Origin of the sequence: Citrobacter sp. CtB7.12 (assembly GCF_001297795.1) — a bacterium.
Classification (GTDB): Bacteria; Pseudomonadota; Gammaproteobacteria; order Enterobacterales; family Enterobacteriaceae; genus Citrobacter_A; species Citrobacter_A amalonaticus.
The window spans coordinates 227,029-252,079 of record NZ_LIFT01000005.1; the positions used below are offsets into that span (position 1 = coordinate 227,029).

22 protein-coding genes are annotated in these 25,051 nt (G+C 51.8%); 10 read left to right on the top strand and 12 right to left on the bottom strand.

Annotation, left to right across the window (positions count from 1 at the left end; all coding sequences use genetic code 11):
* Positions 1-18 precede the first annotated feature (18 nt).
* The 3 genes from glyS to AOY24_RS09185 form a co-directional block, all read right to left on the bottom strand.
* A complete protein-coding gene (gene glyS, locus AOY24_RS09175) occupies positions 19-2,088 on the bottom strand; it encodes a glycine--tRNA ligase subunit beta (RefSeq protein ID WP_044267735.1) in 2,070 nt (689 codons plus the stop codon).
* Positions 2,089-2,097: 9 nt separating this feature from the next.
* On the bottom strand, positions 2,098-3,009 hold the full coding sequence (gene glyQ, locus AOY24_RS09180; protein ID WP_042323214.1) for a glycine--tRNA ligase subunit alpha: 912 nt from the start codon (positions 3,007-3,009) through the stop codon (positions 2,098-2,100).
* A 96-nt stretch (positions 3,010-3,105) separates the two neighbouring features.
* Positions 3,106-3,411 (bottom strand): YsaB family lipoprotein, encoded by a 306-nt coding sequence (locus AOY24_RS09185; protein WP_054176517.1) that lies wholly within the window; start codon positions 3,409-3,411, stop codon positions 3,106-3,108.
* A 177-nt stretch (positions 3,412-3,588) separates the two neighbouring features.
* Here AOY24_RS09185 and AOY24_RS09190 point away from each other — a divergent pair, with 177 nt between their 5' ends.
* Entirely contained in the window at positions 3,589-4,584 is a 996-nt protein-coding gene (locus tag AOY24_RS09190) for an acyltransferase (protein WP_044267733.1), read from the top strand.
* Positions 4,585-4,714: 130 nt separating this feature from the next.
* Here AOY24_RS09190 and yiaB read toward each other — a convergent pair whose 3' ends face one another.
* From yiaB to xylA, 3 genes are all read right to left on the bottom strand, one after another.
* Positions 4,715-5,062 carry an inner membrane protein YiaB gene (gene yiaB, locus AOY24_RS09195; RefSeq protein WP_054176518.1) on the bottom strand — a complete coding sequence of 116 codons (348 nt, stop codon included), beginning with the start codon at positions 5,060-5,062 and terminating at the stop codon, positions 4,715-4,717.
* Positions 5,063-5,229: 167 nt separating this feature from the next.
* Complete coding sequence (gene xylB, locus AOY24_RS09200; protein WP_054176519.1) at positions 5,230-6,684, bottom strand: xylulokinase; 1,455 nt, start codon at positions 6,682-6,684, stop codon at positions 5,230-5,232.
* A 97-nt stretch (positions 6,685-6,781) separates the two neighbouring features.
* Entirely contained in the window at positions 6,782-8,104 is a 1,323-nt protein-coding gene (gene xylA, locus AOY24_RS09205) for a xylose isomerase (RefSeq protein ID WP_042998577.1), read from the bottom strand.
* Between the two features lie 363 nt (positions 8,105-8,467).
* On the opposite strand from xylA, the gene xylF reads away from it, so the two are divergent.
* The 4 genes from xylF (at position 8,468) to xylR (ending at position 13,501) form a co-directional block, all read left to right on the top strand.
* Positions 8,468-9,460, top strand: a complete 993-nt coding sequence (gene xylF / locus AOY24_RS09210; RefSeq protein ID WP_042998578.1) for a D-xylose ABC transporter substrate-binding protein — start codon at positions 8,468-8,470, stop codon at positions 9,458-9,460.
* Positions 9,461-9,538: 78 nt separating this feature from the next.
* Entirely contained in the window at positions 9,539-11,080 is a 1,542-nt protein-coding gene (locus tag AOY24_RS09215) for a xylose ABC transporter ATP-binding protein (protein WP_042998579.1), read from the top strand.
* Positions 11,058-12,239, top strand: coding sequence for a xylose ABC transporter permease XylH (gene xylH / locus AOY24_RS09220; RefSeq protein ID WP_044328306.1), 1,182 nt, complete (start codon positions 11,058-11,060; stop codon positions 12,237-12,239). The genes AOY24_RS09215 and xylH overlap by 23 nt, the downstream gene beginning before the upstream one ends.
* 83 nt (positions 12,240-12,322) lie before the next feature.
* Positions 12,323-13,501, top strand: a complete 1,179-nt coding sequence (gene xylR / locus AOY24_RS09225) for a D-xylose utilization transcriptional activator XylR (RefSeq protein ID WP_042998581.1) — start codon at positions 12,323-12,325, stop codon at positions 13,499-13,501.
* Positions 13,502-13,551: 50 nt separating this feature from the next.
* On the opposite strand, the gene AOY24_RS09230 is transcribed toward xylR, so the two are convergent.
* Positions 13,552-14,376, bottom strand: a complete 825-nt coding sequence (locus AOY24_RS09230) for a protein bax (RefSeq protein ID WP_042998582.1) — start codon at positions 14,374-14,376, stop codon at positions 13,552-13,554.
* Positions 14,377-14,692: 316 nt separating this feature from the next.
* On the opposite strand from AOY24_RS09230, the gene malS reads away from it, so the two are divergent.
* Together malS and avtA are read left to right on the top strand one after the other, a co-directional pair.
* Complete coding sequence (malS, locus tag AOY24_RS09235) at positions 14,693-16,723, top strand: alpha-amylase (RefSeq protein WP_054176520.1); 2,031 nt, start codon at positions 14,693-14,695, stop codon at positions 16,721-16,723.
* A gap of 172 nt (positions 16,724-16,895) precedes the next feature.
* A complete protein-coding gene (avtA, locus tag AOY24_RS09240; RefSeq protein ID WP_042998584.1) occupies positions 16,896-18,149 on the top strand; it encodes a valine--pyruvate transaminase in 1,254 nt (417 codons plus the stop codon).
* A gap of 34 nt (positions 18,150-18,183) precedes the next feature.
* Here avtA and AOY24_RS09245 read toward each other — a convergent pair whose 3' ends face one another.
* From AOY24_RS09245 to AOY24_RS09255, 3 genes are all read right to left on the bottom strand, one after another.
* Complete coding sequence (locus AOY24_RS09245) at positions 18,184-18,657, bottom strand: 4Fe-4S dicluster domain-containing protein (RefSeq protein ID WP_042998585.1); 474 nt, start codon at positions 18,655-18,657, stop codon at positions 18,184-18,186.
* 239 nt (positions 18,658-18,896) lie between these two features.
* The gene (locus AOY24_RS09250; RefSeq protein ID WP_224267565.1) at positions 18,897-19,304 is read right to left on the bottom strand and encodes a helix-turn-helix domain-containing protein; all 408 of its coding nucleotides are present in this window, start codon (positions 19,302-19,304) and stop codon (positions 18,897-18,899) included.
* A gap of 479 nt (positions 19,305-19,783) precedes the next feature.
* On the bottom strand, positions 19,784-20,524 hold the full coding sequence (locus tag AOY24_RS09255) for a MipA/OmpV family protein (protein ID WP_042998586.1): 741 nt from the start codon (positions 20,522-20,524) through the stop codon (positions 19,784-19,786).
* 122 nt (positions 20,525-20,646) lie between these two features.
* Between AOY24_RS09255 and AOY24_RS09260 the strand changes: the two genes are divergently transcribed.
* On the top strand, positions 20,647-21,621 hold the full coding sequence (locus AOY24_RS09260) for a LysR family transcriptional regulator (protein ID WP_054176521.1): 975 nt from the start codon (positions 20,647-20,649) through the stop codon (positions 21,619-21,621).
* On the opposite strand, the gene AOY24_RS09265 is transcribed toward AOY24_RS09260, so the two are convergent.
* Both AOY24_RS09265 and AOY24_RS09270 read right to left on the bottom strand, forming a co-directional pair.
* A complete protein-coding gene (locus tag AOY24_RS09265; protein ID WP_054176522.1) occupies positions 21,618-22,754 on the bottom strand; it encodes an HlyD family secretion protein in 1,137 nt (378 codons plus the stop codon). The genes AOY24_RS09260 and AOY24_RS09265 overlap by 4 nt on opposite strands.
* A gap of 2 nt (positions 22,755-22,756) precedes the next feature.
* Entirely contained in the window at positions 22,757-23,083 is a 327-nt protein-coding gene (locus AOY24_RS09270) for a DUF3302 domain-containing protein (protein ID WP_042998589.1), read from the bottom strand.
* Between the two features lie 185 nt (positions 23,084-23,268).
* Here AOY24_RS09270 and AOY24_RS09275 point away from each other — a divergent pair, with 185 nt between their 5' ends.
* Both AOY24_RS09275 and AOY24_RS24850 read left to right on the top strand, forming a co-directional pair.
* Entirely contained in the window at positions 23,269-23,583 is a 315-nt protein-coding gene (locus AOY24_RS09275; protein ID WP_042998590.1) for a hypothetical protein, read from the top strand.
* Between the two features lie 72 nt (positions 23,584-23,655).
* Positions 23,656-25,019, top strand: a protein-coding gene (locus AOY24_RS24850) for an IS3 family transposase (RefSeq protein ID WP_099433379.1) whose coding sequence is annotated in 2 segments (ribosomal slippage) — positions 23,656-24,124 and positions 24,124-25,019 — 1,365 coding nt in all. Because the reading frame shifts where the segments join, the coding sequence is not laid out codon by codon here.
* The last annotated feature ends 32 nt before the right edge of the window (positions 25,020-25,051 follow it).

Genomic DNA, 25,051 nt, shown 5'->3' on the forward strand with positions numbered 1-25,051 from the left:
TGGTGACTTGCGCGATGTTTATTGCAGCAGCGAAATATCCGCCACACGCAGGAACAGCTCACGCAGTTTTTCCAGCATCGAGAGGCGGTTGATACGCAACTCTTTATCCTCGACGTTCACCATCACTTTTTCGAAGAATAAATCGACCGGCTCGCGCAGTTCAGCCAGTTCCACCAGCGCGTCCTGGTAACGGCCTTCGGCAAAGTACGGTTCGAGCTTGTCACGCAGTACCACAACCTGCATCGCCAGCGCGATCTCTTCTGGCTCTTTCAACGTTGAGGCATTAACACGCTCGTTCAGCGTCTCATCAGACTTCGCCAGGATGTTAGAGACACGCTTGTTGGCTGCCGCCAGCGCAGATGCCGCTTCCAGCGTACGGAAGTGCGAGACCGCCTTCATACGCGCGTCAAAATCAGCCGGACGGGTCGGACGACGTGCCAGCACCGCCTGGATGGTATCCACGGTGTAACCTTCATCCTGGTACCAGGCCCGGAAGCGACCGAGCATAAAGTCGATCACGTCATCCACAACGTTCGCGTTGGTCAGCTTATCACCGTACAGACGCACCGCTTCCTCGGTCAGCGTTTGCAGATCGAGGTTCAGGTTCTTCTCAACGATAATGCGCAGCACGCCCAGCGCAGCTCGACGCAGCGCAAACGGGTCTTTGTCCCCTTTCGGGTGCTGACCGATACCGAAGATTCCCGCCAGGGTGTCCATCTTATCCGCAATCGCCAGTGCGCAGGCAATCGGGTTAGACGGCAGGTCATCACCGGCAAAGCGCGGTTGATACTGTTCGTTCAGAGCGACGGCAACATCTTCCGCTTCACCATCGTGGCGAGCATAGTGCATGCCCATTACGCCCTGGGTATCGGTGAATTCGAAGACCATGTTGGTCATCAGGTCACATTTCGACAGCAGGCCCGCACGGGTGGCATGGTTAACGTCTGCGCCAATCTGACCGGCAATCCAGCCCGCCAGCGCCTGAATACGATCGGTCTTGTCGCGCAATGTACCCAGCTGCTGTTGGAACAGCACGGTTTGCAGACGCGGCAGGTGATCTTCCAGTCGTTTTTTACGGTCAGTATTGAAGAAGAACTCGGCATCCGCCAGACGCGGGCGCACCACCTTCTCGTTACCGGAGATGATTTGCTGAGGATCTTTCGATTCGATGTTCGCAACGAAGATGAAGTTCGGCAGCAGTTTGCCGTCGTTGGCGTAGACCGGGAAGTACTTCTGGTCACCTTTCATGGTGTACACCAGCGCTTCAGAGGGTACCGCGAGGAATTTCTCTTCGAATTTCGCCGTCAGTACCACCGGCCATTCCACCAGCGAGGTCACTTCTTCCAGCAGGCTGTCGCTCAGATCGGCATTACCGCCAATAGTACGCGCCGCGTCTTCGGCATCCGCTTTGATTTTGGCTTTACGCTGTTCGTAGTCGGCAATGACCTTACCGCGCTCCAGCAGGATTTGCGGATACTGGTCAGCATTGTCAATGGTGAACTCCGACTCGCCCATAAAGCGATGGCCGCGAATAATGCGATCGGACTGAATACCCAGAATGGTCGCCGGAATGACTTTGTCGCCCAGCAGCAGGGTCACGGTATGAACCGGACGTACGAAATGCACGTCGCTTGCTCCCCAGCGCATCAGTTTCGGGATCGGCAGTTTCGCCAGCGATGTAGCGATCATGTTCGGCAACAGCGCTTCGGCGCTTTCGCCTTTCACGTGTGCACGATACAGCAGCCATTCGCCTTTATCGGTGGTCAGACGCTCAGCCTGATCAACGGTAATACCACACCCCCGAGCCCAGCCTTCTGCCGCTTTGCTCGGTTTGCCTTCGGCATCAAATGCCTGGGCAATCGCCGGACCGCGTTTTTCAACTTCGCGATCGGGCTGGGATTCCGCCAGATTAGCGATTTTCAGCGCCAGACGACGCGGTGCCGCAAACCATTCAACATGGCCGTGCGCGATGCCGGCGTTATCCAGCTCCGCCGTCACGTTCGCAGCAAAGGATTCCGCCAGGCTGCGCAGGGCTTTTGGTGGCAGCTCTTCAGTGCCGATTTCCACCAGGAAAGTTTTCTCAGACATGGCCGCCTCTTATTTGTCTTTATTGCACATCGGGAAGCCGAGGGCTTCACGGGAAGCGTAGTAAGCTTCTGCCACTGCTTTAGTCAGGGTACGAATACGCAGAATATAGCGCTGGCGTTCGGTGACGGAGATGGCTTTACGCGCATCCAGCAGGTTGAAGCTATGGGCGGCCTTCAGAATACGCTCGTAGGCAGGCAGCGGCAGCGGCGTTTCCAGCGCCAGCAGTTGCTGCGCTTCTTTCTCATACTGCTCAAAGCAGGTGAACAGGAAGTCCACGTCCGCGTATTCGAAGTTATAGGTGGATTGCTCCACTTCGTTCTGATGGAACACGTCGCCATACGTGGTTTTACCCAACGGGCCGTCGCTCCAGACCAGGTCGTAAACGCTGTCTACGCCCTGAATGTACATGGCCAGACGTTCCAGACCATAAGTGATTTCACCGGTGATCGGCTTACATTCCAGTCCGCCGACCTGCTGGAAGTAAGTGAACTGTGTCACTTCCATCCCGTTCAGCCACACTTCCCAGCCCAGACCCCAGGCACCCAGCGTCGGGTTTTCCCAGTTATCTTCCACGAAGCGAATGTCGTGGATGGTTGGATCCATACCCAGCTCTTTCAGCGACCCGAGATACAGCTCCTGGATGTTGTCCGGAGAGGGCTTAATCACCACCTGAAACTGATAGTAGTGCTGTAAACGGTTCGGGTTTTCGCCATAGCGTCCATCAGTTGGACGACGAGAAGGTTGCACATACGCGGTTGCCATCGGTTCTGGCCCCAACGCACGCAGGCTGGTCATCGGGTGCGAGGTACCTGCACCCACTTCCATGTCCAAAGGTTGAACAATGGTACAGCCCTGACGAGCCCAGTAATCCTGTAATGTCAGGATCAGGCCCTGGAAGGTCTTGGTATCAAACTTTTGCATAGTATTTCGTGCTGGATACGTGTGGTTTTAAAAGGAAGGGTTCAGTATACCCGCTGACTGCAAGATATACAGTACGAAACGGGAAAAAGGCAGGGCTTAACGCATGGAAAGATGTAAAAACTGCCCATCCGCGTCAAAAGAGCAGACAAAACTCTCTTTACGGAAGGTAGCGCCGCGCATCTCATAACTTCCCTGAAATTGTTCAAAGCCCGTAACAACAATTTTCTGCGTACCGGTATTATAGCGTCGCGCAGCCTGATCTTTGCACAGCGCTTCCATATCCAGCGTGCGCGTGGGGCTGACTTTCACTTTCTGCGCCTTTTGTGTCGGCGATGGCTGGGAGGGTGTACATCCTGCCAGCAACAGAATCACCATTGCTGGAAAAAAAGATTTCATCATCATTTTATTACCGCCTAATTTACTGATCAGTCTTATTATTATTACGTTCGGTGTGGCAGACGCATTTTGCGAATCTCATCGGACCATCACAACCTTTAGTGTAAAAACTCAGATTAATCCAGCGGGACAGGCTGACAAAATGTGAGTCAGACCATTTTTGAAACGAAAACAGAGGAACTGATGCAGCCCAAAATTTTCTGGATTGATAACCTGCGAGGGATCGCCTGTCTGATGGTGGTCATGATTCACACCACAACCTGGTACATCACCAATGCACAGAGTGTCAGTCCCGTTAACTGGGATCTTGCCAACGTACTGAATTCGGCTTCACGCGTCAGCGTGCCGCTATTTTTTATGATTTCGGGCTACCTCTTTTTTGGCGAGCGCAGCGCACAACCACGCCATTTTTTACGCATCGCGCTGTGCCTGCTGTTCTACAGCGCCGTTGCCCTGCTCTACATCACATTATTTACTTCGATTAACGCCGAACTCTCCTTAAAAAATCTGCTGCAAAAACCGGTGTTCTATCATCTGTGGTTTTTCTTCGCGATCGCCGTGATCTATCTGGTCTCGCCGCTGATTGAGGTGAAAAACGTGAGTGGCAAAATGCTGCTGGTGCTGATGGTGGTCATTGGCATTCTCGCCAATCCGAATACCGTGTCGCAAAAAGTCGGCGGATTCGAGTGGCTCCCCATTAATTTGTATATCAACGGCGATACCTTTTACTACATTTTGTACGGGATGCTGGGACGCGCTATCGGCATGATGGAGACACAAAAACGCGCGCTTTCCTGGTTAAGCGCGGGGCTTTTCGTGGTGGCGGTGTGGGTCATCTCTCGTGGGACGTTGCATGAACTACAGTGGCGCGGCAATTTTGCCGATACCTGGTATCTCTATTGCGGCCCCATGGTCTTTATCTGTGCAGTCGCGCTACTGACGCTGGTGAAAAACACGCTGAATACGCAAACGGTCCCTGGGCTGGGGCTGATTTCACGCCATTCACTCGGCATTTATGGCTTTCATGCGCTCATTATTCATGCCTTGCGCACCAGCGGTCTGGAAATCAAACGCTGGCCGCCGCTGGATATGTTGTGGATTTTCAGCGCGACCCTCGTGGCCAGTTTACTGCTTTCAATGCTGTTACAACGCATCGATACGCGCAGGCTGGTCAGTTGATGTTGAAATGCCCGGTCGTGGCGCCGGGCATTTCAGAGAGGCTAAAACCGTTATCAGGGAGAGCGCCGTCTCAGACGCCGTAACAAATAGCAAGCCAGGAAACCCCACAGCAAAGTGATCCCCTTTTTATTTAATGATCCGATGCACGAATCAGGCGTACAAAACCCAGTAGACCCATAAAGAGCGCCACCGGATAGAGACCCCGCCCACTCAGTGATAGCGGCGCGTTGAGGATGCCGACCAGAAACAACCCCAGCGTGATAAGCGCGACCAGTTGGCACACGGTAACGACGCTATCGTCCAGTTGGTCGCGTTTTTCCTCACGTAGATAAACGTATGTGACAAACATTGCGGTCACCAGGACACCGAGGAAATAACCTTTTCCGCTCAGTAAGGGACATGCCATCCCTAAGCCGATAACGTAAGTCGATGTGCCTGAGATGAGCAACAACCAGGAAATTAACGTTGAGTTTTTCACTGGGATCTCCTTATCCAACGGATGCAGATTAGGGATAACCTATGAAAGACAACACTGAAAAATGAACAGAAAATGGAATTTCAGAATAAATCCATATATTTAATTTATTGATCAATTATTTATATGCTTTGGGTTAATCCCTCCTGCAAAACAGGAGGGATTCAGGCTCAAGACATGAGTGGAAGTAGCTGCTGATAAAGACGACGGAAGGTTTCCCGGCGCTGTTGATAAACGCTATGGCGTTGCCTGTCAGGCATGTGTGTTTGTTCAAGCGGAAGTTGCGGTAATAACTCGGCTAATGGCTTCTCCGGATTCATCGCAATTTGCGCCAGACGAGCGGCACCCAGTGCCGGCCCCACATCACCACCGGTGCGATAATCCAGTTGCAGGTCGCTGATATCCGCCAGCATTTGCCGCCAGTACGCGCTGCGCGCACCGCCGCCGATCAGCGTGATGCTTTGCGGCTTCACCCCACAGGCATGTACCACATCCATCCCGTCGGCCAGCGCATAGCCCACGCCTTCCAGCACCGCGCGCGCCAGCTCAGCCGGTCCATGCTGATGGGTCAGACCAAAGAACACGCCTTTCGCCTGCGGATTATTGTGCGGCGTACGTTCACCTGAAAGATACGGCAAGAACCAGACAGGGTCGGCTGCCTCATCAGCCTGCTGCGCCGCATCAATCAGCGCCGGCACCGTATTCAGACCGGTTAATGTTGCCGCCCAGTCCAGACAGGAGGCTGCACTTAGCATCACCGACATCAGATGCCAGCGCTCAGGCAACGCATGGCAAAAGCTGTGTACTGCGCTTTCGGGCTTGCTCAGGAAACCGTCACTGACGGCAAAATAGACGCCGGACGTTCCCAGTGACAGCATGGCCTGATCGGCATTGACCATCCCTACGCCGACTGCGCCCGCCGCATTGTCGCCACCGCCTGCAACGACAGAAACCGCAGGCATATCCCACGCCATTGCGACATCAGGCAGCAATTTGCCGGTAATCTCACTCCCTTCGAATAACGCGGGCATATGGTCACGGGTCAGGCCGCAGGCATTCAGCATCACGTTACTCCAGTCACGTTTTTCCACATCCAGCCACATCGTTCCCGCAGCGTCAGACATATCGCTGGCAAATTCACCGGTCATGCGTAAACGCAGATAGTCTTTCGGTAGCAGCACCTTTGCCACCTGCCGGAACACCGCTGGCTCGTGGCGCTGTACCCACAGCAGCTTCGGAGCCGTGAATCCAGGCATCATCAGGTTACCCGTGATGGCGCGCGACTGCGGTACCATTGACTCCAACAACGCACACTCCTCGCCACAACGTCCGTCATTCCACAGAATGGCCGGTCGCAGCACCTGTTGCTGGCTGTCGAGCAACGTCGCGCCATGCATCTGCCCGGCAATCCCCAGCGCTTTCACTTGACTTAACGAATGCTGCTTGCCCAACGCCTTCAGGGCGCGGTCGGTCGCCAGCCACCACTGTTCGGGATCTTGCTCCGACCAGAGCGGATGAGGACGAGAGACGGTGAGTTTTTCCGTTTGCGATGCGACCACCTCGCCTTGCTCATTGAGCAAAATCGCTTTCACGCCCGAGGTGCCAAGATCGATCCCAATATACATAGAGTGGGTTCCTTAAACTGAAATGCCCGGTGCCACAACGCTCACCGGGCTTGTCAAATCACCGACCAGGAAACGCTGCGTCACCCGGCGATATCGATTATTTATCGAACAGGTAATGATTCACCAGGTTTTCCAGCTGTTCCTGATGACCGCTCTGATGCACCGGCGCCAGGTTGTGCTGTTCAGCATAATGCGCCAGTTCGCTTAACGACATCTGTCCTTTCAGGATCTGCTGGCCCAGTTCGCTACTCCAGCCGGCATAACGTTTCGCGACGCGCTTATCCAGCTCGCCATCCTCAATCATGCGCGCGGCAATTTTCAGCGACAGCGCCATCGTGTCCATCGCGCCAATATGGCCATAGAACAGATCGTATTTATCCGTACTCTGACGGCGCACTTTGGCGTCAAAGTTCAGGCCACCAGTGGTGAAACCGCCCGCTTTGAGGATTTCGTACATCACCAATGCGTTCTCTTCTACGCTGTTCGGGAACTGGTCGGTATCCCAGCCCAGCTGCGCGTCACCCCGGTTGGCATCGACAGAGCCAAACAGACCCAGCGCAATCGCCGTGGCGATTTCGTGGTGGAACGAGTGACCTGCCAGCGTCGCGTGGTTAGCCTCAATATTCAGTTTGATCTCTTTTTCCAGACCAAACTGCTTGAGGAAGCCGTAAACGGTTGAGGCGTCGTAATCATACTGATGCTTGGTCGGTTCCTGCGGCTTCGGCTCAATCAGCAGCGTGCCCTGGAAGCCCGTTTTGTGCTTGTGCTCAACCACCATTTGCATGAAGCGGCCAATTTGCTCACGCTCCTGACGCAGGTCGGTATTCAGCAAGGTTTCGTACCCTTCACGACCGCCCCACAGCACGTAGTTTTCACCACCCAGTTTGTGCGTGGCGTCCATCGCCGTTACCACCTGGGTGGCCGCCCAACTGAACACTTCTGGATCCGGGTTCGTCGCCGCCCCGGCACCATAACGGGGGTTGGTGAAGCAATTTGCCGTACCCCACAGCAGTTTCACGCCGCTCTGCTCTTGTTTCTCTGCCAGCACATCCACCATTTCGGCGAAGTTATTTTTGTACTCTTTCAGCGACGCGCCTTCCGGCGAAACATCGACATCGTGGAAGCAGTAGAACGGAACGTGCAGCTTGTGGAAAAATTCAAACGCGACGTCCGCTTTACGTTTTGCCAGCGCCAGCGCATCCCCCGGTTGCTGCCACGGACGATTAAACGCCCCGACACCAAACATATCAGCCCCGTTCCAGCAGAAGGTATGCCAGTAGCAGGCTGCAAAACGCAGATGATCTTCCATCCGTTTGCCCAATACGATCTCATCAGGGTTGTAATGACGGAATGCTAACGGATTAGTGGAACGGGGGCCTTCATAACGAACGCGATCGAGTTGGTCAAAATATGCCTGCATAATGAACTCCATAATCAGGAAATACGACGAGAATAGGTCATGTCGTAATATTGAGCACTCCCCTCCCGTTGCTCAATTATGTTATTTCACACTGCTATTGAGAGAATTCACAAGTGTGCGCCACCTCGCAAAATAAAAATATCCATTTGCAAAAAATGGGTACTCTGCTGGCATAAATGCAACATTCAGTCTTCACCATAAAAAGTACGATCCTGGTCATAATTCAGGAAATAAACCAAATTTCGTAACCGCAAGATAAAAATCTGTAATTGTCTTCCCCGTATGAATTGCTAAATTCTGCAACGTCTTATGCTGTGATTGTTACTTTTATTGTTGCTCCCTCTAACGAAAGGCATCACGATTATGAAGATGAAGAATCTCTTACTCACTGTCTGCACCTCCCTTTTGCTCACCAGCGTGGCAGGACATGCCAAAGAAATTAAAATCGGCATGGCGATTGATGACCTGCGCCTCGAACGCTGGCAGAAAGATCGCGATATTTTCGTCAGCAAAGCCGAATCGCTTGGCGCAAAAGTCTTTGTCCAGTCCGCGAACGGGAATGAAGAAACCCAGATGTCGCAGATTGAAAATATGATTAACCGAGGCGTGGATGTCCTCGTTATTATTCCTTATAACGGACAAGTATTAAGTAACGTGGTTAAAGAGGCGAAACAGGAAGGTATTAAAGTTTTAGCTTATGACCGCATGATCAATGACGCAGACATCGATTTCTATATTTCATTTGATAACGAAAAAGTCGGTGAATTACAGGCCCAGGCATTAGTTGAACGTGTCCCTCAGGGAAATTATTTTCTGATGGGCGGCTCGCCGGTCGATAATAATGCCAAACTCTTCCGCGCCGGGCAGATGAAAGTTTTAAAACCGTATATTGATTCCGGAAAAATAAAGGTGGTTGGCGATCAGTGGGTTGACGGCTGGCTGCCAGAAAATGCGCTGAAAATTATGGAAAACGCCTTAACCGCGAACAATAACAACATTGACGCCGTTGTCGCCTCCAATGACGCGACGGCAGGCGGTGCGGTTCAGGCGCTCAGTGCGCAAGGGCTTTCAGGAAAAGTGGCGATTTCAGGTCAGGACGCCGACCTTGCGGGTATCAAGCGCATTGTCGCAGGAACACAAACAATGACCGTGTATAAACCGATTACGCTGCTGGCCAATACCGCCGCCGAAATCGCCGTAGAACTGGGTAACGGACAGCAACCTAAAGCCGACGCTACGTTAAACAACGGTCTGAAAGATGTCCCCTCCCGCTTATTGACGCCGATTGACGTTAACAAAAACAACATCAATGAGACCGTGATTAAAGACGGATTCCATAAGCAGAGCGAACTGTAAGCGCAGCGCCCCAGCGATGGCTGCGGGCGCGCATTTCCCACTACGCCCGGTTCTCTCATTGGCTACTGCGGAGTCGCTATGTCCTGTCTACTTGAAATGAAGAACATCACCAAAACCTTCGGTGTCGTCAAGGCGATTGATAACGTCAGCCTCAGACTGAATGCCGGTGAAATTATTTCATTATGCGGCGAGAATGGCTCAGGTAAATCGACGCTGATGAAAGTACTGTGCGGTATTTATCCCCATGGCAGTTACGAAGGTGAAATTGTATTTGCCGGAGAAACGCTACAGGCCAACCATATTCGTGATACCGAGCGCAAAGGGATTGCTATCATCCATCAGGAGTTAGCGCTGGTTAAACACTTAACCGTGCTGGAGAATATTTTCCTCGGTAGCGAAATAAGCCGTCATGGCGTGCTGGATTACGACATGATGACCCTGCGCTGCCAAAAATTGCTCAGGCAGGTCAGTCTGGCAATTTCGCCCGATACCCGGGTGGGCGAGCTGGGCCTTGGTCAGCAACAGCTGGTTGAAATTGCGAAAGCGCTGAATAAACAGGTGCGCCTGCTGATTCTGGACGAGCCGACAGCGTCACTCACCGAACAGGAAACGACGGTGCTGCTGGAGATCATCCGTGATCTGCAACAGCACGATATCGCCTGCATCTACATTTCACACAAGCTGAACGAAGTGAAAGCCATTTCCGACACGATCTGCGTGATCCGTGATGGCAAGCATATTGGCACCCGCGACGCGGCTGGCATGAGCGAAGACGATATCATCACTATGATGGTTGGCCGTGAACTCACCGCACTCTACCCCAGCGAACCTCACACCACGGGTGAAGAGATTTTACGCGTTGATCACCTCACGGCCTGGCATCCCGTCAATCGCCATATTCGCCGCGTGAATGACGTTTCCTTCTCACTAAAGCGCGGCGAAATCCTGGGGATTGCTGGTCTGGTCGGCGCGGGACGCACGGAGCTTGTTCAGTGTCTGTTTGGCGTCTGGCCCGGACGCTGGGAAGGAGAGGTGGTGATTGACGGTCAGTCCGTTAACATCCGCAACTGCCAGCAGGCCATCGCCCACGGGATCGCCATGGTCCCGGAGGACCGCAAACGCGATGGTATTGTGCCGGTCATGGCGGTGGGGAAAAACATTACCCTCGCCGCGCTTGATCAGTTCACTGGCAAGGTAAGCCAGTTAGATGATGCCGCCGAATATAAATGCATCCTCGAATCCCTGCAACGTCTCAAAGTCAAAACGTCTTCTCCTGAGTTGGCGATCGGACGTCTGAGCGGTGGGAATCAACAAAAAGCCATTCTGGCGCGCTGCCTGTTGCTTAACCCGCAAATTCTCATCCTTGATGAGCCTACCCGGGGCATCGATATCGGCGCGAAATATGAAATCTACAAGCTCATTAACCAGCTCGTTCAGCAGGGTATCGCCGTAATTGTCATTTCGTCTGAATTGCCCGAAGTGCTGGGGCTCAGCGACCGCATTCTGGTGATGCATGAAGGAAAACTGAAAGCCAACCTGGTCAATCATAACCTGACGCAAGAGCAGGTGATGGAAGCCGCTTTGAGGAGCGAACATCATGTCGAAAAACAATCCGTCTGACGTTAAACTCACCGCCCCACTGACGGGCGTTTTTCCTGGGATTAAATCGCTGAATCTACAGGTGTTCGTGATGATCGCGGCCATCATTGTGATAATGCTGTTCTTTACCTGGACAACGGACGGTGCGTATCTCAGCGCACGTAACGTCTCCAACCTGCTCCGCCAGACCGCGATTACGGGGATCCTGGCGGTCGGCATGGTATTCGTCATCATCTCAGCGGAAATCGATCTCTCCGTCGGTTCCATGATGGGACTGCTGGGCGGCGTCGCGGCTATCTGCGACGTCTGGCTGGGTTGGCCGCTGCCGTTCACCATTATCGTCACGCTGGCGCTGGGATTGCTGCTCGGCGCCTGGAATGGCTGGTGGGTCGCTTACCGCAAAGTTCCCTCATTTATTGTGACTCTGGCCGGGATGCTGGCGTTTCGCGGTATCCTCATCGGCATCACCAATGGTACAACCGTATCGCCGACCAGCTCCGCCATGTCGCAGATTGGGCAAAGCTACTTATCCAATGGATTGGGCTTCACCCTCGGCGCGATGGGTTTGATGGCGTTTATCGGCTGGCAGTGGCGCGGGCGCATGCGCCGGCAGTCCCTGGGTCTTGATGCCCCGGCGTCAACCAGCGTAGTGGGCCGCCAGGCATTAACTGCCGTGATTGTGTTAGGCGCCATCTGGCTGTTGAATGATTATCGCGGTGTGCCGACGCCCGTTCTGCTGCTGGTATTTTTGCTGCTCGCCGGGATGTTCATGGCGACACGAACCGCATTTGGCCGACGTATTTATGCCATAGGGGGCAATCTGGAGGCCGCCCGTCTTTCCGGCATTAACGTCGCGCGGACCAAACTAGCGGTGTTCGCCATCAATGGTCTGATGGTGGCGATTGCCGGGCTCATTCTCAGTTCGCGTCTCGGTGCCGGGTCGCCATCGGCGGGAAACATCGCCGAACTGGACGCCATTGCCGCCTGCGTCATCGGCGGAACCAGCCTGGCGGGTGGCGTCGGCAGCGTTGCCGGCGCAGTGATGGGTGCATTTATTATGGCTTCTCTGGATAACGGAATGAGTATGATGGATGTCCCAACGTTCTGGCAGTATATCGTGAAGGGAGCGATTCTGTTGCTGGCAGTATGGATGGATTCAGCGACAAAACGCCGCGCCTGAACTGCTGAAAAATAGGGCTATTTTTATGCCGGTCATTCCTGTCCGGCATTGTCGTTTATGAAAGAGTGAGCAGAGACAGAACCATGTTTGATAAACGTCACCGTATTACCCTGTTATTTAATGCCAATAAAGCCTACGACCGTCAGGTGGTGGAAGGGGTCGGTGAATATCTACAAGCCTCGCAATCCGAATGGGACATCTTCATTGAGGAGGACTTCCGCGCCCGCATTGATAACATCAAAGAGTGGTTAGGTGATGGCGTGATTGCTGACTATGACGACGATGAAATCGCACGATTGTTAGTTGACGTCCATGTGCCCATCATCGGTGTCGGAGGCTCCTATCATCTGGCGGAAAATTATCCTCCTGTCCATTATATTGCCACCGATAACCATGCTCTCGTTGAGAGCGCCTTTCTGCACCTGAAAGAAAAAGGCGTCAACCGCTTTGCCTTCTACGGCCTGCCGGCCTCCAGCGGAAAGCGCTGGGCGGCGGAACGCGAGCATGCCTTCCGCCAGTTGGTGGCGGAGGAGAAGTATCGGGGGGTGGTGTATCAGGGACTGGAAACCGCGCCTGAACTCTGGCAACACGCGCAAAATCGACTGGCGGACTGGCTGCAAACCCTGCCGCCGCAGACGGGTATTATCGCGGTCACTGACGCCCGCGCCCGCCATGTTCTTCAGGTCTGCGAACACCTGCATATTCCGGTACCCGAAAAGCTGTGCGTCATTGGCATTGATAACGAGGAACTGACCCGCTATCTGTCACGGGTTGCGCTGTCATCGGTGGCTCAGGGCGCGAGGCAAATGGGCTATCAGGCGGCAAAGCTGCTACATCGCCTGCTGGCCGATGAGGAACTGCCGCTCCAGCGCATCCTGGTGCCTCCGGTGCGCGTCGTTGAACGTCGTTCGACAGACTACCGTTCCCTCTCCGATCCCGCCGTTATTCAGGCGATGCACTATATCCGTAACCACGCCTGCAAAGGCATCAAGGTGGATCAGGTACTGGATGCGGTTGGGATTTCACGTTCCAATCTGGAGAAGCGATTTAAAGAAGAAGTAGGAGAGACCATTCATGCGGTGATCCACGCTGAAAAGCTGGAGAAAGCGCGTAGCCTGTTGATTTCCACGACGCTGTCGATCAACGAAATCTCGCAGATGTGCGGCTATCCTTCGCTGCAGTATTTCTATTCCGTTTTTAAGAAAGAGTACGACACGACGCCGAAAGAGTATCGCGATCTGAACAGTGAAGTGTTGATGTGATGCGGTGGGACCGAAACAAAAACGCCTTCTTTGCAGAAGGCGTTCGGGGATTACATATGGGCTGCGATTAATCGCTGGTTATCCTGATACATCGCGAACAGATAATTGTTGTAACTCTGCCCCTTCGTTGAATAACCCTTCAGCTTATGAATCATCGCTGTCGCCGTTACTTCCTGATCCGCTTTACGCAACTGTGCGCGTGATTTACGGAAAGAGGCGTAAGCCGGATGCGTGTTCAGGTTAATTACATAGGCGCTGACCGACTCTTTAACGGAATCGAACTGAGAGTAACCTTTCACTTTACCTGGCGCATTGTTACAACTCCCTTTCGCACATTTCATGCCGAACAGGTTGTTATTGCTACGCGCAAGCTTAGAAGTACCCCAACCGCTTTCTGCCGCAGCCATCGTCGCCACCATACTGGTCGGGATGATGTCTACGCGCTCCAGCAACGTATTCCACGGAATACTCCGGGTGTTGCCCGACCATTTCACCTTGTAGCGCTTCGCAATATCTTTCATGCGTTTACGCTCAGTCGGTGACCAGCGATTCTGATACTGCTTTGAGATCAGCCAGTTACGATCGGCAGTAATCGCCGCATTTTGACTGGTAATATAAGGCATAACCGTCCGGAGAAACGCTTTTTTCCTTGGTGTTCCGGAAGGGTATTTTCGCAAATCAGGAAGTGAACTGCTCTTTGCACTATTGCGAGAATACTCTTGTTTACTGCTTACCTGTTTATTACTTGTCTTGGTTACGTGGGACTTTTGACTCGATGTTGTTGTGTGCGTCTTTGCCAGCACCTCACCCGAAAATACGATGGTGAGTAACATAAGAATCATTGCCCCATATCGTCGTATGGGAGTCAATATCATTAGGTCTCCTGGTCGGATTGAATCATTCCAACACCTTATATTTTTCACAATTTTGAGAGTTGAATCTCAAATCATATCAAAAATAGCGATCAAGAGCACCCTAATGAATAGGCCAATTCCGAAACCATGTCACGCATAAACTATCCCACAAGGAACTAATTCGAACGATTTGTGGTGGTTATCGCAAATTAAGGCTATTTTTTGCCCAAAATCACTCATCCGCGCCCCTCATCCTGGTTGAATGCAGTTGAAGGATGAGTTTCGTCAGCGGGTTCTCAGGCAAACTGGTTAAAATCGCCGCAAAAAGGACCGCACAATGAAACTTGCTGCCATCGCCCTCGCGCTACTGCCAGGCATCACGAGCGCCGCAACATGGACGTCTCAGGGCTTCCCCTCTTTTACCGCGGAGGGAACCGGTAAGTTTGCCAGTCACGCTGAATTGACGAAGGGTACTCGTTCCTTAACGCTCAATTTTGACCAACAGTGCTGGCAGCCGGCTAATACGATAAAACTCAATCAGATGCTGTCGCTGATCCCGTGCGAAGGGACCCCGCCGCAATGGCGTTTGTTCAAAGATGGCCGTTATACGATGGAAATCGATACCCGTTCTGGTACGCCAACGTTAATGATTACGCTGCCGCGCGAAGCCGAACCTACCGCCAATGTGGCACGCCAGTGTCCGAAGTGGGATGGAAAGCCACTGACGTTAGCGGTCGCGCAGACTTTCCCGGAAGGGAGCGTGGTACGCGATTTTTACAGCGGACAGACCGCCACGGTGAAAAACGGTCAGATAACCCTGCAACCCGCACCTGCCAGCAATGGCCTGTTACTGCTGGAACGGGCAGAGACCGACGCACCAGCGCCGTTCGACTGGCACAACGCCACGGTCTATTTTGTGCTCACCGACCGCTTCGAGAACGGCGATCCGTCCAATGACCAGAGTTATGGTCGCCATAAGGACGGCATGGAGGAAATCGGCACGTTTCATGGCGGCGATTTACGCGGTCTGACTCACAAACTGGATTATCTGCAACAACTGGGCGTGAATGCATTATGGATAAGCGCTCCGTTCGAACAGGTCCACGGCTGGGTGGGTGGCGGCACGAAAGGCGATTTCCCGCACTATGCCTACCACGGTTATTACACGCAGGACTGGACCACGCTTGATGCCAACATGGGCAACGAAGCCGACCTGCGTGCGCTGATTGACGGCGCACACCGGCGCGGGATCCGCATTCTGTTTGATGTCGTAATGAACCACACCGGCTACGCCACGCTGGCAGACATGCAGGAATATCAGTTCGGCGCGCTCTACCTTTCTGGCGATGAGCTGAAAAAAACGCTCGGTGAGCGCTGGACAGACTGGAAACCTGCCGCCGGGCAGAGCTGGCACAGCTTCAATGATTACATCAACTTTAGCGATAAGGCCGCCTGGGAAAAATGGTGGGGGAAAGCGTGGATCCGCACTGACATTGGCGATTACGACAATCCTGGCTTTGACGATCTCACAATGTCGCTGGCTTTCCTGCCGGATCTGAAAACCGAATCGACGACCCCATCTGGTCTGCCGGTGTTTTATCAACATAAAGCCAACACGCGCGCGAAAGCCATTGAGGGCTACACGCCCCGGGATTACCTGACCCACTGGCTGAGTCAGTGGGTGCGCGATTACGGTGTCGATGGATTTCGCGTCGACACGGCAAAACACGTCGAACTTCCGGCCTGGCAACAGTTAAAAACGCAGGCCAGCGCGGCACTGGTTGAATGGAAAAAAGCGAATCCGGACAAAGCGCTCGATGATAAGCCGTTCTGGATGACGGGTGAAGCCTGGGGTCACGGCGTAATGCAGAGCGACTACTATCGCCACGGTTTTGACGCGATGATCAACTTTGACTATCAGGAGCAGGCCGCAAAAGCCGTCGATTGCCTGTCAGGTATGGAGCTCGTCTGGCAGCAGATGGCGGAAAAGTTACAGAGTTTCAATGTATTGAGTTATCTCTCCTCGCATGATACTCGTCTGTTCCGTGAAGGCGGAGATAAAGCCGCTGAGTTGCTACTGTTAGCGCCCGGCGCTGTACAAATATTCTATGGCGATGAGTCCGCGCGACCTTTCGGTCCCACAGGCTCTGATCCGTTACAGGGCACACGCTCTGAGATGAACTGGCAGGATGTCAGCGGAAAATTGGCCGACAACGTTACCCACTGGCAGCGCCTCGGTCAGTTCAGAGCCCGGCATCCGGCCATCGGCGCAGGCAGGCAAACCACGCTCTCACTCAAACAGGGATACGGCTTCGTTCGCCAGCACGGCGACGATTCGGTGATGGTCATCTGGGCAGGCCAGCGTTAACGTAAACCGGCGTCTGAGGTCAGAACCCCTCAGACGCAGCAAAACAAAACACTACACTGAAGAAAATTATAAGCATAAAACGTCAAAGCACCCGTTTCAGCTCGATTTGCACCCTGCCAGTGCCAGCGTTAAGGTAACTCACTTCGACTCAGCGTTTGACAGACCATCCGTTATGACATTTTCACTTTTCGGCGACAAATTCACCCGCCATTCAGGCATTACCCGCCTGATGGAGGACCTCAACGACGGTTTACGCACCCCAGGCGCAATCATGCTGGGCGGCGGTAATCCGGCACAAATCCCGGCGATGCAGGATTACTTCCAGACGCTCCTGACTGAGATGCTGGAAAACGGCAAACTCACTGATGCGCTTTGCAATTATGACGGCCCGCAGGGGAAAACCGAGCTGCTGACCACGCTTGCTTCGCTGCTCCGTGAAAATCTGGGTTGGGATATCGAACCGCAGAATATTGCGCTAACAAATGGCAGTCAGAGTGCGTTTTTCTACTTGTTTAACCTCTTTGCAGGCCGCCGCGCTGATGGGACTACCAAAAAGGTATTGTTCCCTCTCGCACCGGAATATATCGGCTATGCGGATTCCGGGCTGGAAGAGGATCTGTTCGTCTCGGCGCGTCCCAATATTGAGCTGCTGCCAGAGGGTCAGTTCAAGTATCACGTAGATTTCGAACATCTGCATATTGGTGAAGAGACCGGGATGATCTGCGTCTCCCGGCCAACTAACCCGACGGGTAACGTCATCACAGATGAAGAGCTGATAAAACTCGATACGCTTGCCAACCAGCACGACATTCCACTGGTCATTGATAATGCCTATGGCGTGCCGTTCCCGAGCATTATTTTCAGCGAAGCGCGCCCGCTGTGGAATCCCAACATTGTGCTGTGCATGAGTCTCTCCAAACTGGGACTGCCCGGCTCACGCTGCGGTATCATCATCGCCAATGAAAAAATCATCACGGCCATCGCCAATATGAACGGCATCATTAGCCTTGCGCCAGGCGGGATTGGGCCGGCCATGATGTGCGAAATGATTAAGCGTAACGACCTGATGCGACTGTCAGAAACAGTCATCAAACCGTTCTATTTTCAGCGTGTTCAGCAAACCATTGCGATCATTCGCCGCTATTTACCTGAAAATCGCTGCTTAATTCACAAACCAGAAGGGGCAATTTTCCTCTGGCTGTGGTTCCAGGATTTGCCGATCACCACCGAGTTACTCTACCAGCGTCTGAAAGCACGCGGCGTACTGATGGTGCCGGGACATTACTTCTTCCCGGGCCTCGATAAACCCTGGCCGCACACGCACCAGTGTATGCGCATGAACTATGTTCCCGATCCGGAGAAAATTGAAGCTGGGGTGAAAATTCTGGCTGAAGAGGTGGAGCGCGCCTGGAAGGAAAATCAGTAACGCCATCCCGGCCTGATCGGGCCGGGTAATGCGCTTATAAAGGCTGAGCGTGCAGACGCTGGCGCTGCACGCTCGCCGCATCCACACACTTCAATGCCCCTGTCGGGCAAGCCTCCACGCAGGCTGGCCCCGTATCACGATGCCAACAGAGATCGCATTTCACCGCCTGTACGCGCGAGGTTTGTGCAACAACGTTCATTGCGCCGAACGGGCACGCCAACATGCAGCTTTTACAACCAATACAGCGCACCTGCTCAACAAAAATGTGTCCACGATCGCGACGAATGGCCTGTGTCGGGCAAACATTGGCGCACGGTGCGTCTTCACACTGATGACAGGCAACGGCGGTGGTAAAAGTATTTTCCTTAATAACCCGGATGCGCGAGACAAAGTGTTCTGCTGACACCGCGGCACAGTCCTGATTCTCCTGATGCGAGACCACGCAAGCGACTTCACAGGTACGACAGCCAATACACTTAGTCGCATCCGCCATGATAAACCGGTTCATTGCACCCTCCCCCCGCCATAAAACCACAGGGTGCCAGAGAGAATAGCGCGGCTGCCTTGATCAAACAGGGGAAATGGTCGAATTTTGTCAGATGCCAGAAACGTTCAGGGGATTCGCCTTATACTTACGACCGGATTTCTGCCTGACGCATAAAAAAAACCCTGGGCGTTGACGTCCAGGGGAATAATCCGCAGGCGACATCACGCTGCGGAATAAGCTGGCACCCGATTGAGTGATATCTATATTTGATAATCTGCCTCATCAACCGCACTGTAGAGCGGTTGAATATTATCCAGTGCCAGTATGTATCCGCTTCCTTTTACGCTAACGATGGAATGCTGAGGTAATCCCAGCAAATATAATTTGTTGTTGAGATTTTTAACCATCGTAGACAAACGCTGTGTGGAAGCACTTAATTCATTTTTTTCCCAGACGTTGACGAGTAACTCATCTTTTGAAACATAATGGGTCCTGGCGTTCAGTAAAAGATAAACAAACAAGCGTAGCATTGTGCGGTTAAAAAATACGCCACCAAATGCAATAACACTGTCCATTTTATTTACCGGCAGCCTGAAAATTCTCGACTCACTGATATCAAAAAATATTTCCCGACCTATCATAAATCCATGTAACTGGTATTCCATCATTACATACTCACGTTTTACTGAACTATCGATAGCTAAACATGTGTAAGTCCTTGTAGATATTGTCTTACGCAAGTTTAAAAAAAATAGAGTTAATTTCAATAGATACCTGAAGCGTTCATTTTAATCTCGCCGCAAGCAAAGTGCAGACTGAATACCTAAAAGATCAATCCAGGCGCTGTTAAATAATATCTCAAAACAAATTAGTAGAGCGTTATTCTATTTCAGTGTGAATATTCGACAATACAAGTTAAACGGGCATATTTATCACAAATTACAGCTTAATATGCTGCATGGATCAATAATGCGTCATGGAGAGGGAAAGTGACTCCCGGCAACAGTGCGTTCCGGGACAATTATTATTACAGTGTAGTTCTCTTAACTGAAGAGCGGTAGAAATATGCCGAACAGCGGCAGACCTGTGAATTGACCCAATCCCAGGCCGGGGCAATGGCCGCTGTCCGGCAATTCTTCTCATTCTTTTAGAAGCGCCAGCTCACGCCTGACATGAAAGTAAAGCTGTCATCACGGTCGATCATCGGGCTGTCTTTGATTTCATCTGGCAGCACGCTGTAAGCCGCGCTCGCCATCAGAATAATGTTGTCAGTGACGGGGTATTTTGCGGTCAGGCTGACGTAAGGAACCCAACTGTCCTGTGCGGAATAGCGATCCAGACCGCTGCGACGGGATTCACTGCCTGACACACCGTAATAGTAGTCGTTGAAATTTTCATCGTAGTAAAGCACGCCAGCAGACGGGATCAAAGCAAGCTGTCCGACAGGAATTTTACGGAACAGTGATAATTCTCCCATCCAGCCATTGCTGTTATCCAGAACATCTGCGGCCGCAGAAACTTTCACGCTGCCCCAATTTTCATGATGATACCAGGCCGCGCCCGCCATTATCGTACTGTCACGCTTGTCGAGCTTTTTCATGGCGTGGTCGTCGTTATCGCCAGGATCAAATTCCAACGGCATCCAGGAAGCGGTCAGACTAAATTCATTTTGTTCACTTTTAGACAAAATGTAGCCCAGCGTGGTTTGCCGAACATAGAATGATTCGCCTTCATAACTAATGAGGGGAATAGCATGGGTATTTTCATTATACCCGCGATAAGGAGATTCATTATATATCGCACCCGCACCAATGGATAATTCCGAAGCAGATGCACTGGCGATAAAGGAGAAAGCAAATAGTGCCACTATATTGCGTTTAATTAACATGCCCGACGTTCCATTTAAAATAAGCCACAAAACATCGAAATAATAATGCTTACAAATTCGTCGGTGCAAGGCACATATTTATATAGTAATATATAAAAACTTATATATATTGGGCTGCTGTGATGAATAAATTACAACTCAAGCATCGGGAATTAAAGATCATCTCGGTCATTGCCGCCAGTGAAAACATCAGTCATGCCGCAACTGTTCTCGGCATCGCCCAGGCCAACGTCAGCAAATATCTTGCTGATTTTGAATCAAAAGTCGGCCTTAAGGTTTTTGACCGGACGACCCGGCAACTGACGCTGACCCCTTTTGGTGCGGCACTTCTGCCCTACATTAATGATATGCTCGACAGAAACGCGCAGCTAAATCATTTCATTGCTGATTATAAACACGAAAAGCGAGGGCGAGTAACGGTGTACGCGCCGACAGGCATCATCGCTTACTTATCGAAACAGGTTATCGCCAGAATTAAAGACATTGGCGACATCTCTTTGTCGCTGAAAACCAGCAACCTTGAACCAAAAGCCTTTTATGAAGGCGTCGAGTTTCCTGACGACTGTGACGTGTTAATTACCTATGCCCACCCGAAAGATGAATCACTGGTTGCCAGTTTTATTACCAAATATGCAGTGACGGCCTTTGCCAGCCAGACTTACCTTGAAAAGCACCCGCTAAGCCGACCTGAAGACCTTGAGCATCACTCCTGCATCCTGATCGATTCTATGATGATTGATGATGCCAACATCTGGCGCTTCAACAGTGCCGGCAGTAAAGAGATGCGCGACTATTGCGTGACGGGGAACTACGTTTGTGACAATACCCTGTCGGCGCTGGAACTGGCGCGCAACCATCTGGGTATTGTGTTTGCACCAAATGAAAGCGTGAAAAACGATCTGAAGGCCGGGACGCTCGTCCCTTGCTTTTCAGAACAGCATGAGTGGTGGCTGGACCTGGTCGCGATCTTCCGCAAGCGGGAGTACCAGCCCTGGCGAGTTCAGTATGTACTGGATGAGATGCTACGGGAAATCCGCAACCAGCTTGCTCAGACGCAACTGTTGCGTCCCGAGCAAGATTCAATCATCGACAATTAATGATCGAGATAAAGGTAATGTACCCAACTGGTCATGCGCAACAATACTTTACGCATAACCGAGACATGGCTGAAATGGTCGGAGTAGACCGCGACCTGTGCATAAATTCCATCCGGTAATGCACGTAAATCAGCATGATCGTTCAACTCGATTGTGGCAATGACACCTTCCGCCCCCGGTACCGTATTCAACGACTGTAACGTCCCGGTCGACTGGTATGTTCCACCAGGCACTGCCGGACTGATGGCAGCCAGCTTACCGCTGAATACCTTGCCCGGTAAGGCATTGAATACCACTTCCGCGTCATCGCCGGGTTCCAGTCGCAGCAACGAGTTCTGGCGGAATTGCGCGACAATTTGTCGCTTCTGAGCAGGAATAAATACCATCACCGGGCGCAGAGGCAGCGAGGCTGCATAGGTTCCCGGGCGAATCAGCACCTGGGTTACATAACCGTCACTCGGCGCGCGAACGATGGTTTGTTCCAGGTTATATTCCGCCTCGGCCAACTGCGCTTTCAGACTGGCTATCTGTGAGTGCTCACCCATTACCAGGCTGTCTAACTGGCTTTGAATCTGCTGTTGTTCCGCCGCTGACGATTTAACCGAAGCCTCCTGCGCCAGGTAGTTCTGCCGTGCGACGTCAATGTCGCGCTCAGAGAATGGATTCACCTTCGCCTGACTCCCCTGCGCATAACGCTGATACTCCTTCGCAAACTTGTCTTGCGTGGCTTTTGCCTGCTGGGTATTGGCGGTCATTTCATCCAGTTCGGCACCCAGCGCATGCTGCTTATGTTGCGCCGTCACAATATCCGCCAGCAGACGATCCACCCTGGCCTGATAGCGCGTGGGATCAAGCCTGAACAGCACTTCACCTTTTTTAATCAGCGTATTTTTCTTATCCGTCACTTCAATCACTACGCCAGTGACCTGCGGAACAACGGGAATAGACACCACCGCTTTTTGCGCTTTAAATGTATAGGGGTGGTTGTAATTCATTAATAAGATTAAACCGCTGACAATAAATATTCCCCCCAGCGCCGCCGTCGGTATGGTCCATTTATTAACGGGAATGTTGAAGATCTTAAAAATCGCCCATGCGAAAGCCACATAGGTCAGGATAATCAGTAAATCCATAATTAATACTCGCCAGAAGAGGATTTCAGGTCAGCCAATTGTTTTTCCAGCCCGGCAATACGCTCCTGGAGTTGCACAACACCAGATTCAGTATTTTGCATTCCCCACCCGCGTTCCGGACGATAGAGCGTGGCCCAAATCCACAAGAAAGGCCAGATAACATGTAATGTAAACAAACTCACCCACCCCGCGACATGAATAGCATCGGCATGAGGATGATTGCGTTTTTTCGCAATTAAATAGGGAATATCATGTAAAATAATAATTCCGTAGAAAATGACGAGGAATACAAAAATCAGCACCCCAAGCGCAAAATAATCGAGAAACATATTCCTCCCAGAGAATAGAATCAAAAAAAAGAGTTTGAGAATGATAGTGGAATGACCAGATGCCCTGCAATTCTCATATTTATATATCGACATATGTTTTTTTATATACAGTCCATTTTTTAGTATGTTGTTTTTTATGCACATCGCAGTTTATTATGTTTAAACATCAATACAAGGGAACAAAAATGAACAACGCGGAAACCTCATCCACCGTCAGCCTTAAGCGCATCAAAGCGGTCACTATTTACCGTTTATTACTTATTGGCCTTGGTATCCCAATGATATCTTTCAGTTTTATTTGTGGCGTTTTGAGTCTCTTCGGCTTTGACCTGGTAAAATGGAACGATCAACCCGTGCATGGTGTAATGGCGATTCCTGCCGCGCTGTTCAGCGGTGTGTTTATCACCGTACTGTTCACCGTTTTCATCGGGTCGATTGCCTGCCTGGGACTGTGGGTCTACAGCCGTTTCCGTCCGTTACAGGTAAAGGTGTTGGATTAATCGTTATGCCCGATAAGCAAATGGACTGCACCCCAAAAGTTGGACACTCAACTGAGTAAGGTGCAGTTTTTTATGGCAAAGCCAAAATATTCCCCTGAAACAAAACTGGCTGTGGTTAATCATTATTTGTCCGGAAAAGACGGAGAAGAGCGTACAGCCGACCGTTTTGGTGTTGAAAGAACTTCCGTCCGTCGCTGGGTCAGGGCGTGGCAACTCCACGGTATGGAAGGGCTGTCAGGGAAAAATAAACATCATTCAGCTGAATTTAAACTCGTCGTCGTCCGGGCGGTTATCCGTGACCACCTGACGATGCGTGAAGCAGCTGCCCGGTTTAATCTCTCTGCAGAAACGCTTGTCCGACACTGGGTCTGCGTGTACAACGATGCCGGAGCGGAAGGACTGCTAAACATTCAACGCGGACGGCCTGGAAAAATGACAAAACAAAAAATCCCCCCATCCCCTACAGATAAAGAACTGGAAAAACTCTCCCCCGAAGAACTCCGGGCTGAACTCCGTTACCTGCGGGCAGAGAATGCCTATCTAAAAAAGTTGAAGGCCTTGGTTCAGAGCGAAAAAAACGGCAGCAAGCCCTGATAATCAGTGAACTGAGGCATAAGCACGCTCTGCGAGACCTCCTGCGCGCGGCAGGCATGTCCCGCAGTACATGGTATTACAATATGAATGCCCTGAAGCAGGTGGACAGGCATGCCGGGCTGAAAGATAAAATCCGTGAGATATACGCCTGGCACAAAGGCCGTTATGGCTACCGCAGGATCACGCTTTCGCTGAGAAAGCAGGGTCTGCTGGTGAACCATAAAACCGTGCAGCGGCTGATGACAGAGCTGTCGCTCCGGTCTCTGATAAGGGCGAAGAAATACCGCTCATGGAAGGGGGAAACAGGCAAGGCAGCCCCCAATATCCTGAGCAGGAACTTCAGTGCATCAAAAGCCAATGAAAAATGGGTTACGGATGTTACAGAGTTCTCGCTGCAGGGTAAAAAGCTGTACCTGTCGCCGGTACTCGATCTTTTTAACCGGGAAATAATCTCCTACAGCCTGTCGGAAAGGCCGGTGATGGAGATGGTTAATACCATGCTGCGGGATGCGTTCTTAAAGCTCGGACCAGACGACGCCCCCTTGCTGCACACAGATCAGGGCTGGCAATATCGGATGGCAGGCTATCAGGCAAAGTTAAAGGCGCAGGGCATGACGCAAAGTATGTCCCGAAAAGGAAACTGTCTGGATAATGCCGTGATGGAAAACTTCTTCGGGACGCTGAAATCGGAGTGTTTTTACCTGAGTCAGTTCAGCAATATCAGCGAACTGAGGAAGGCGATAGAGGATTATATCCGTTACTACAACAACGAGCGGATAAGCCTGAAACTAAAAGGCCTGAGTCCGGTAGAGTACCGGGCCCAGGCTCTGAAGGCCGCTTAATATAAACTGTCCAGATTTATGGGGTCAGTCCA

Excerpts from the sequence above, each read along its gene's own strand:
- glyS (WP_044267735.1), bottom strand. The coding sequence starts at position 2,088 with ATGTCTGAGAAAACTTTCCTGGTGGAAATCGGCACTGAAGAGCTGCCA.
- glyQ (WP_042323214.1), bottom strand. The coding sequence starts at position 3,009 with ATGCAAAAGTTTGATACCAAGACCTTCCAGGGCCTGATCCTGACATTA.
- AOY24_RS09185 (WP_054176517.1), bottom strand. The coding sequence starts at position 3,411 with ATGATGATGAAATCTTTTTTTCCAGCAATGGTGATTCTGTTGCTGGCA.
- AOY24_RS09190 (WP_044267733.1), top strand. The coding sequence starts at position 3,589 with ATGCAGCCCAAAATTTTCTGGATTGATAACCTGCGAGGGATCGCCTGT.
- xylB (WP_054176519.1), bottom strand. The coding sequence starts at position 6,684 with ATGTATATTGGGATCGATCTTGGCACCTCGGGCGTGAAAGCGATTTTG.
- xylA (WP_042998577.1), bottom strand. The coding sequence starts at position 8,104 with ATGCAGGCATATTTTGACCAACTCGATCGCGTTCGTTATGAAGGCCCC.
- xylF (WP_042998578.1), top strand. The coding sequence starts at position 8,468 with ATGAAGATGAAGAATCTCTTACTCACTGTCTGCACCTCCCTTTTGCTC.
- AOY24_RS09215 (WP_042998579.1), top strand. The coding sequence starts at position 9,539 with ATGTCCTGTCTACTTGAAATGAAGAACATCACCAAAACCTTCGGTGTC.
- xylH (WP_044328306.1), top strand. The coding sequence starts at position 11,058 with ATGTCGAAAAACAATCCGTCTGACGTTAAACTCACCGCCCCACTGACG.
- xylR (WP_042998581.1), top strand. The coding sequence starts at position 12,323 with ATGTTTGATAAACGTCACCGTATTACCCTGTTATTTAATGCCAATAAA.
- AOY24_RS09230 (WP_042998582.1), bottom strand. The coding sequence starts at position 14,376 with ATGATATTGACTCCCATACGACGATATGGGGCAATGATTCTTATGTTA.
- malS (WP_054176520.1), top strand. The coding sequence starts at position 14,693 with ATGAAACTTGCTGCCATCGCCCTCGCGCTACTGCCAGGCATCACGAGC.
- avtA (WP_042998584.1), top strand. The coding sequence starts at position 16,896 with ATGACATTTTCACTTTTCGGCGACAAATTCACCCGCCATTCAGGCATT.
- AOY24_RS09245 (WP_042998585.1), bottom strand. The coding sequence starts at position 18,657 with ATGAACCGGTTTATCATGGCGGATGCGACTAAGTGTATTGGCTGTCGT.
- AOY24_RS09250 (WP_224267565.1), bottom strand. The coding sequence starts at position 19,304 with ATGATGGAATACCAGTTACATGGATTTATGATAGGTCGGGAAATATTT.
- AOY24_RS09255 (WP_042998586.1), bottom strand. The coding sequence starts at position 20,524 with ATGTTAATTAAACGCAATATAGTGGCACTATTTGCTTTCTCCTTTATC.
- AOY24_RS09260 (WP_054176521.1), top strand. The coding sequence starts at position 20,647 with ATGAATAAATTACAACTCAAGCATCGGGAATTAAAGATCATCTCGGTC.
- AOY24_RS09265 (WP_054176522.1), bottom strand. The coding sequence starts at position 22,754 with ATGGATTTACTGATTATCCTGACCTATGTGGCTTTCGCATGGGCGATT.
- AOY24_RS09270 (WP_042998589.1), bottom strand. The coding sequence starts at position 23,083 with ATGTTTCTCGATTATTTTGCGCTTGGGGTGCTGATTTTTGTATTCCTC.
- AOY24_RS09275 (WP_042998590.1), top strand. The coding sequence starts at position 23,269 with ATGAACAACGCGGAAACCTCATCCACCGTCAGCCTTAAGCGCATCAAA.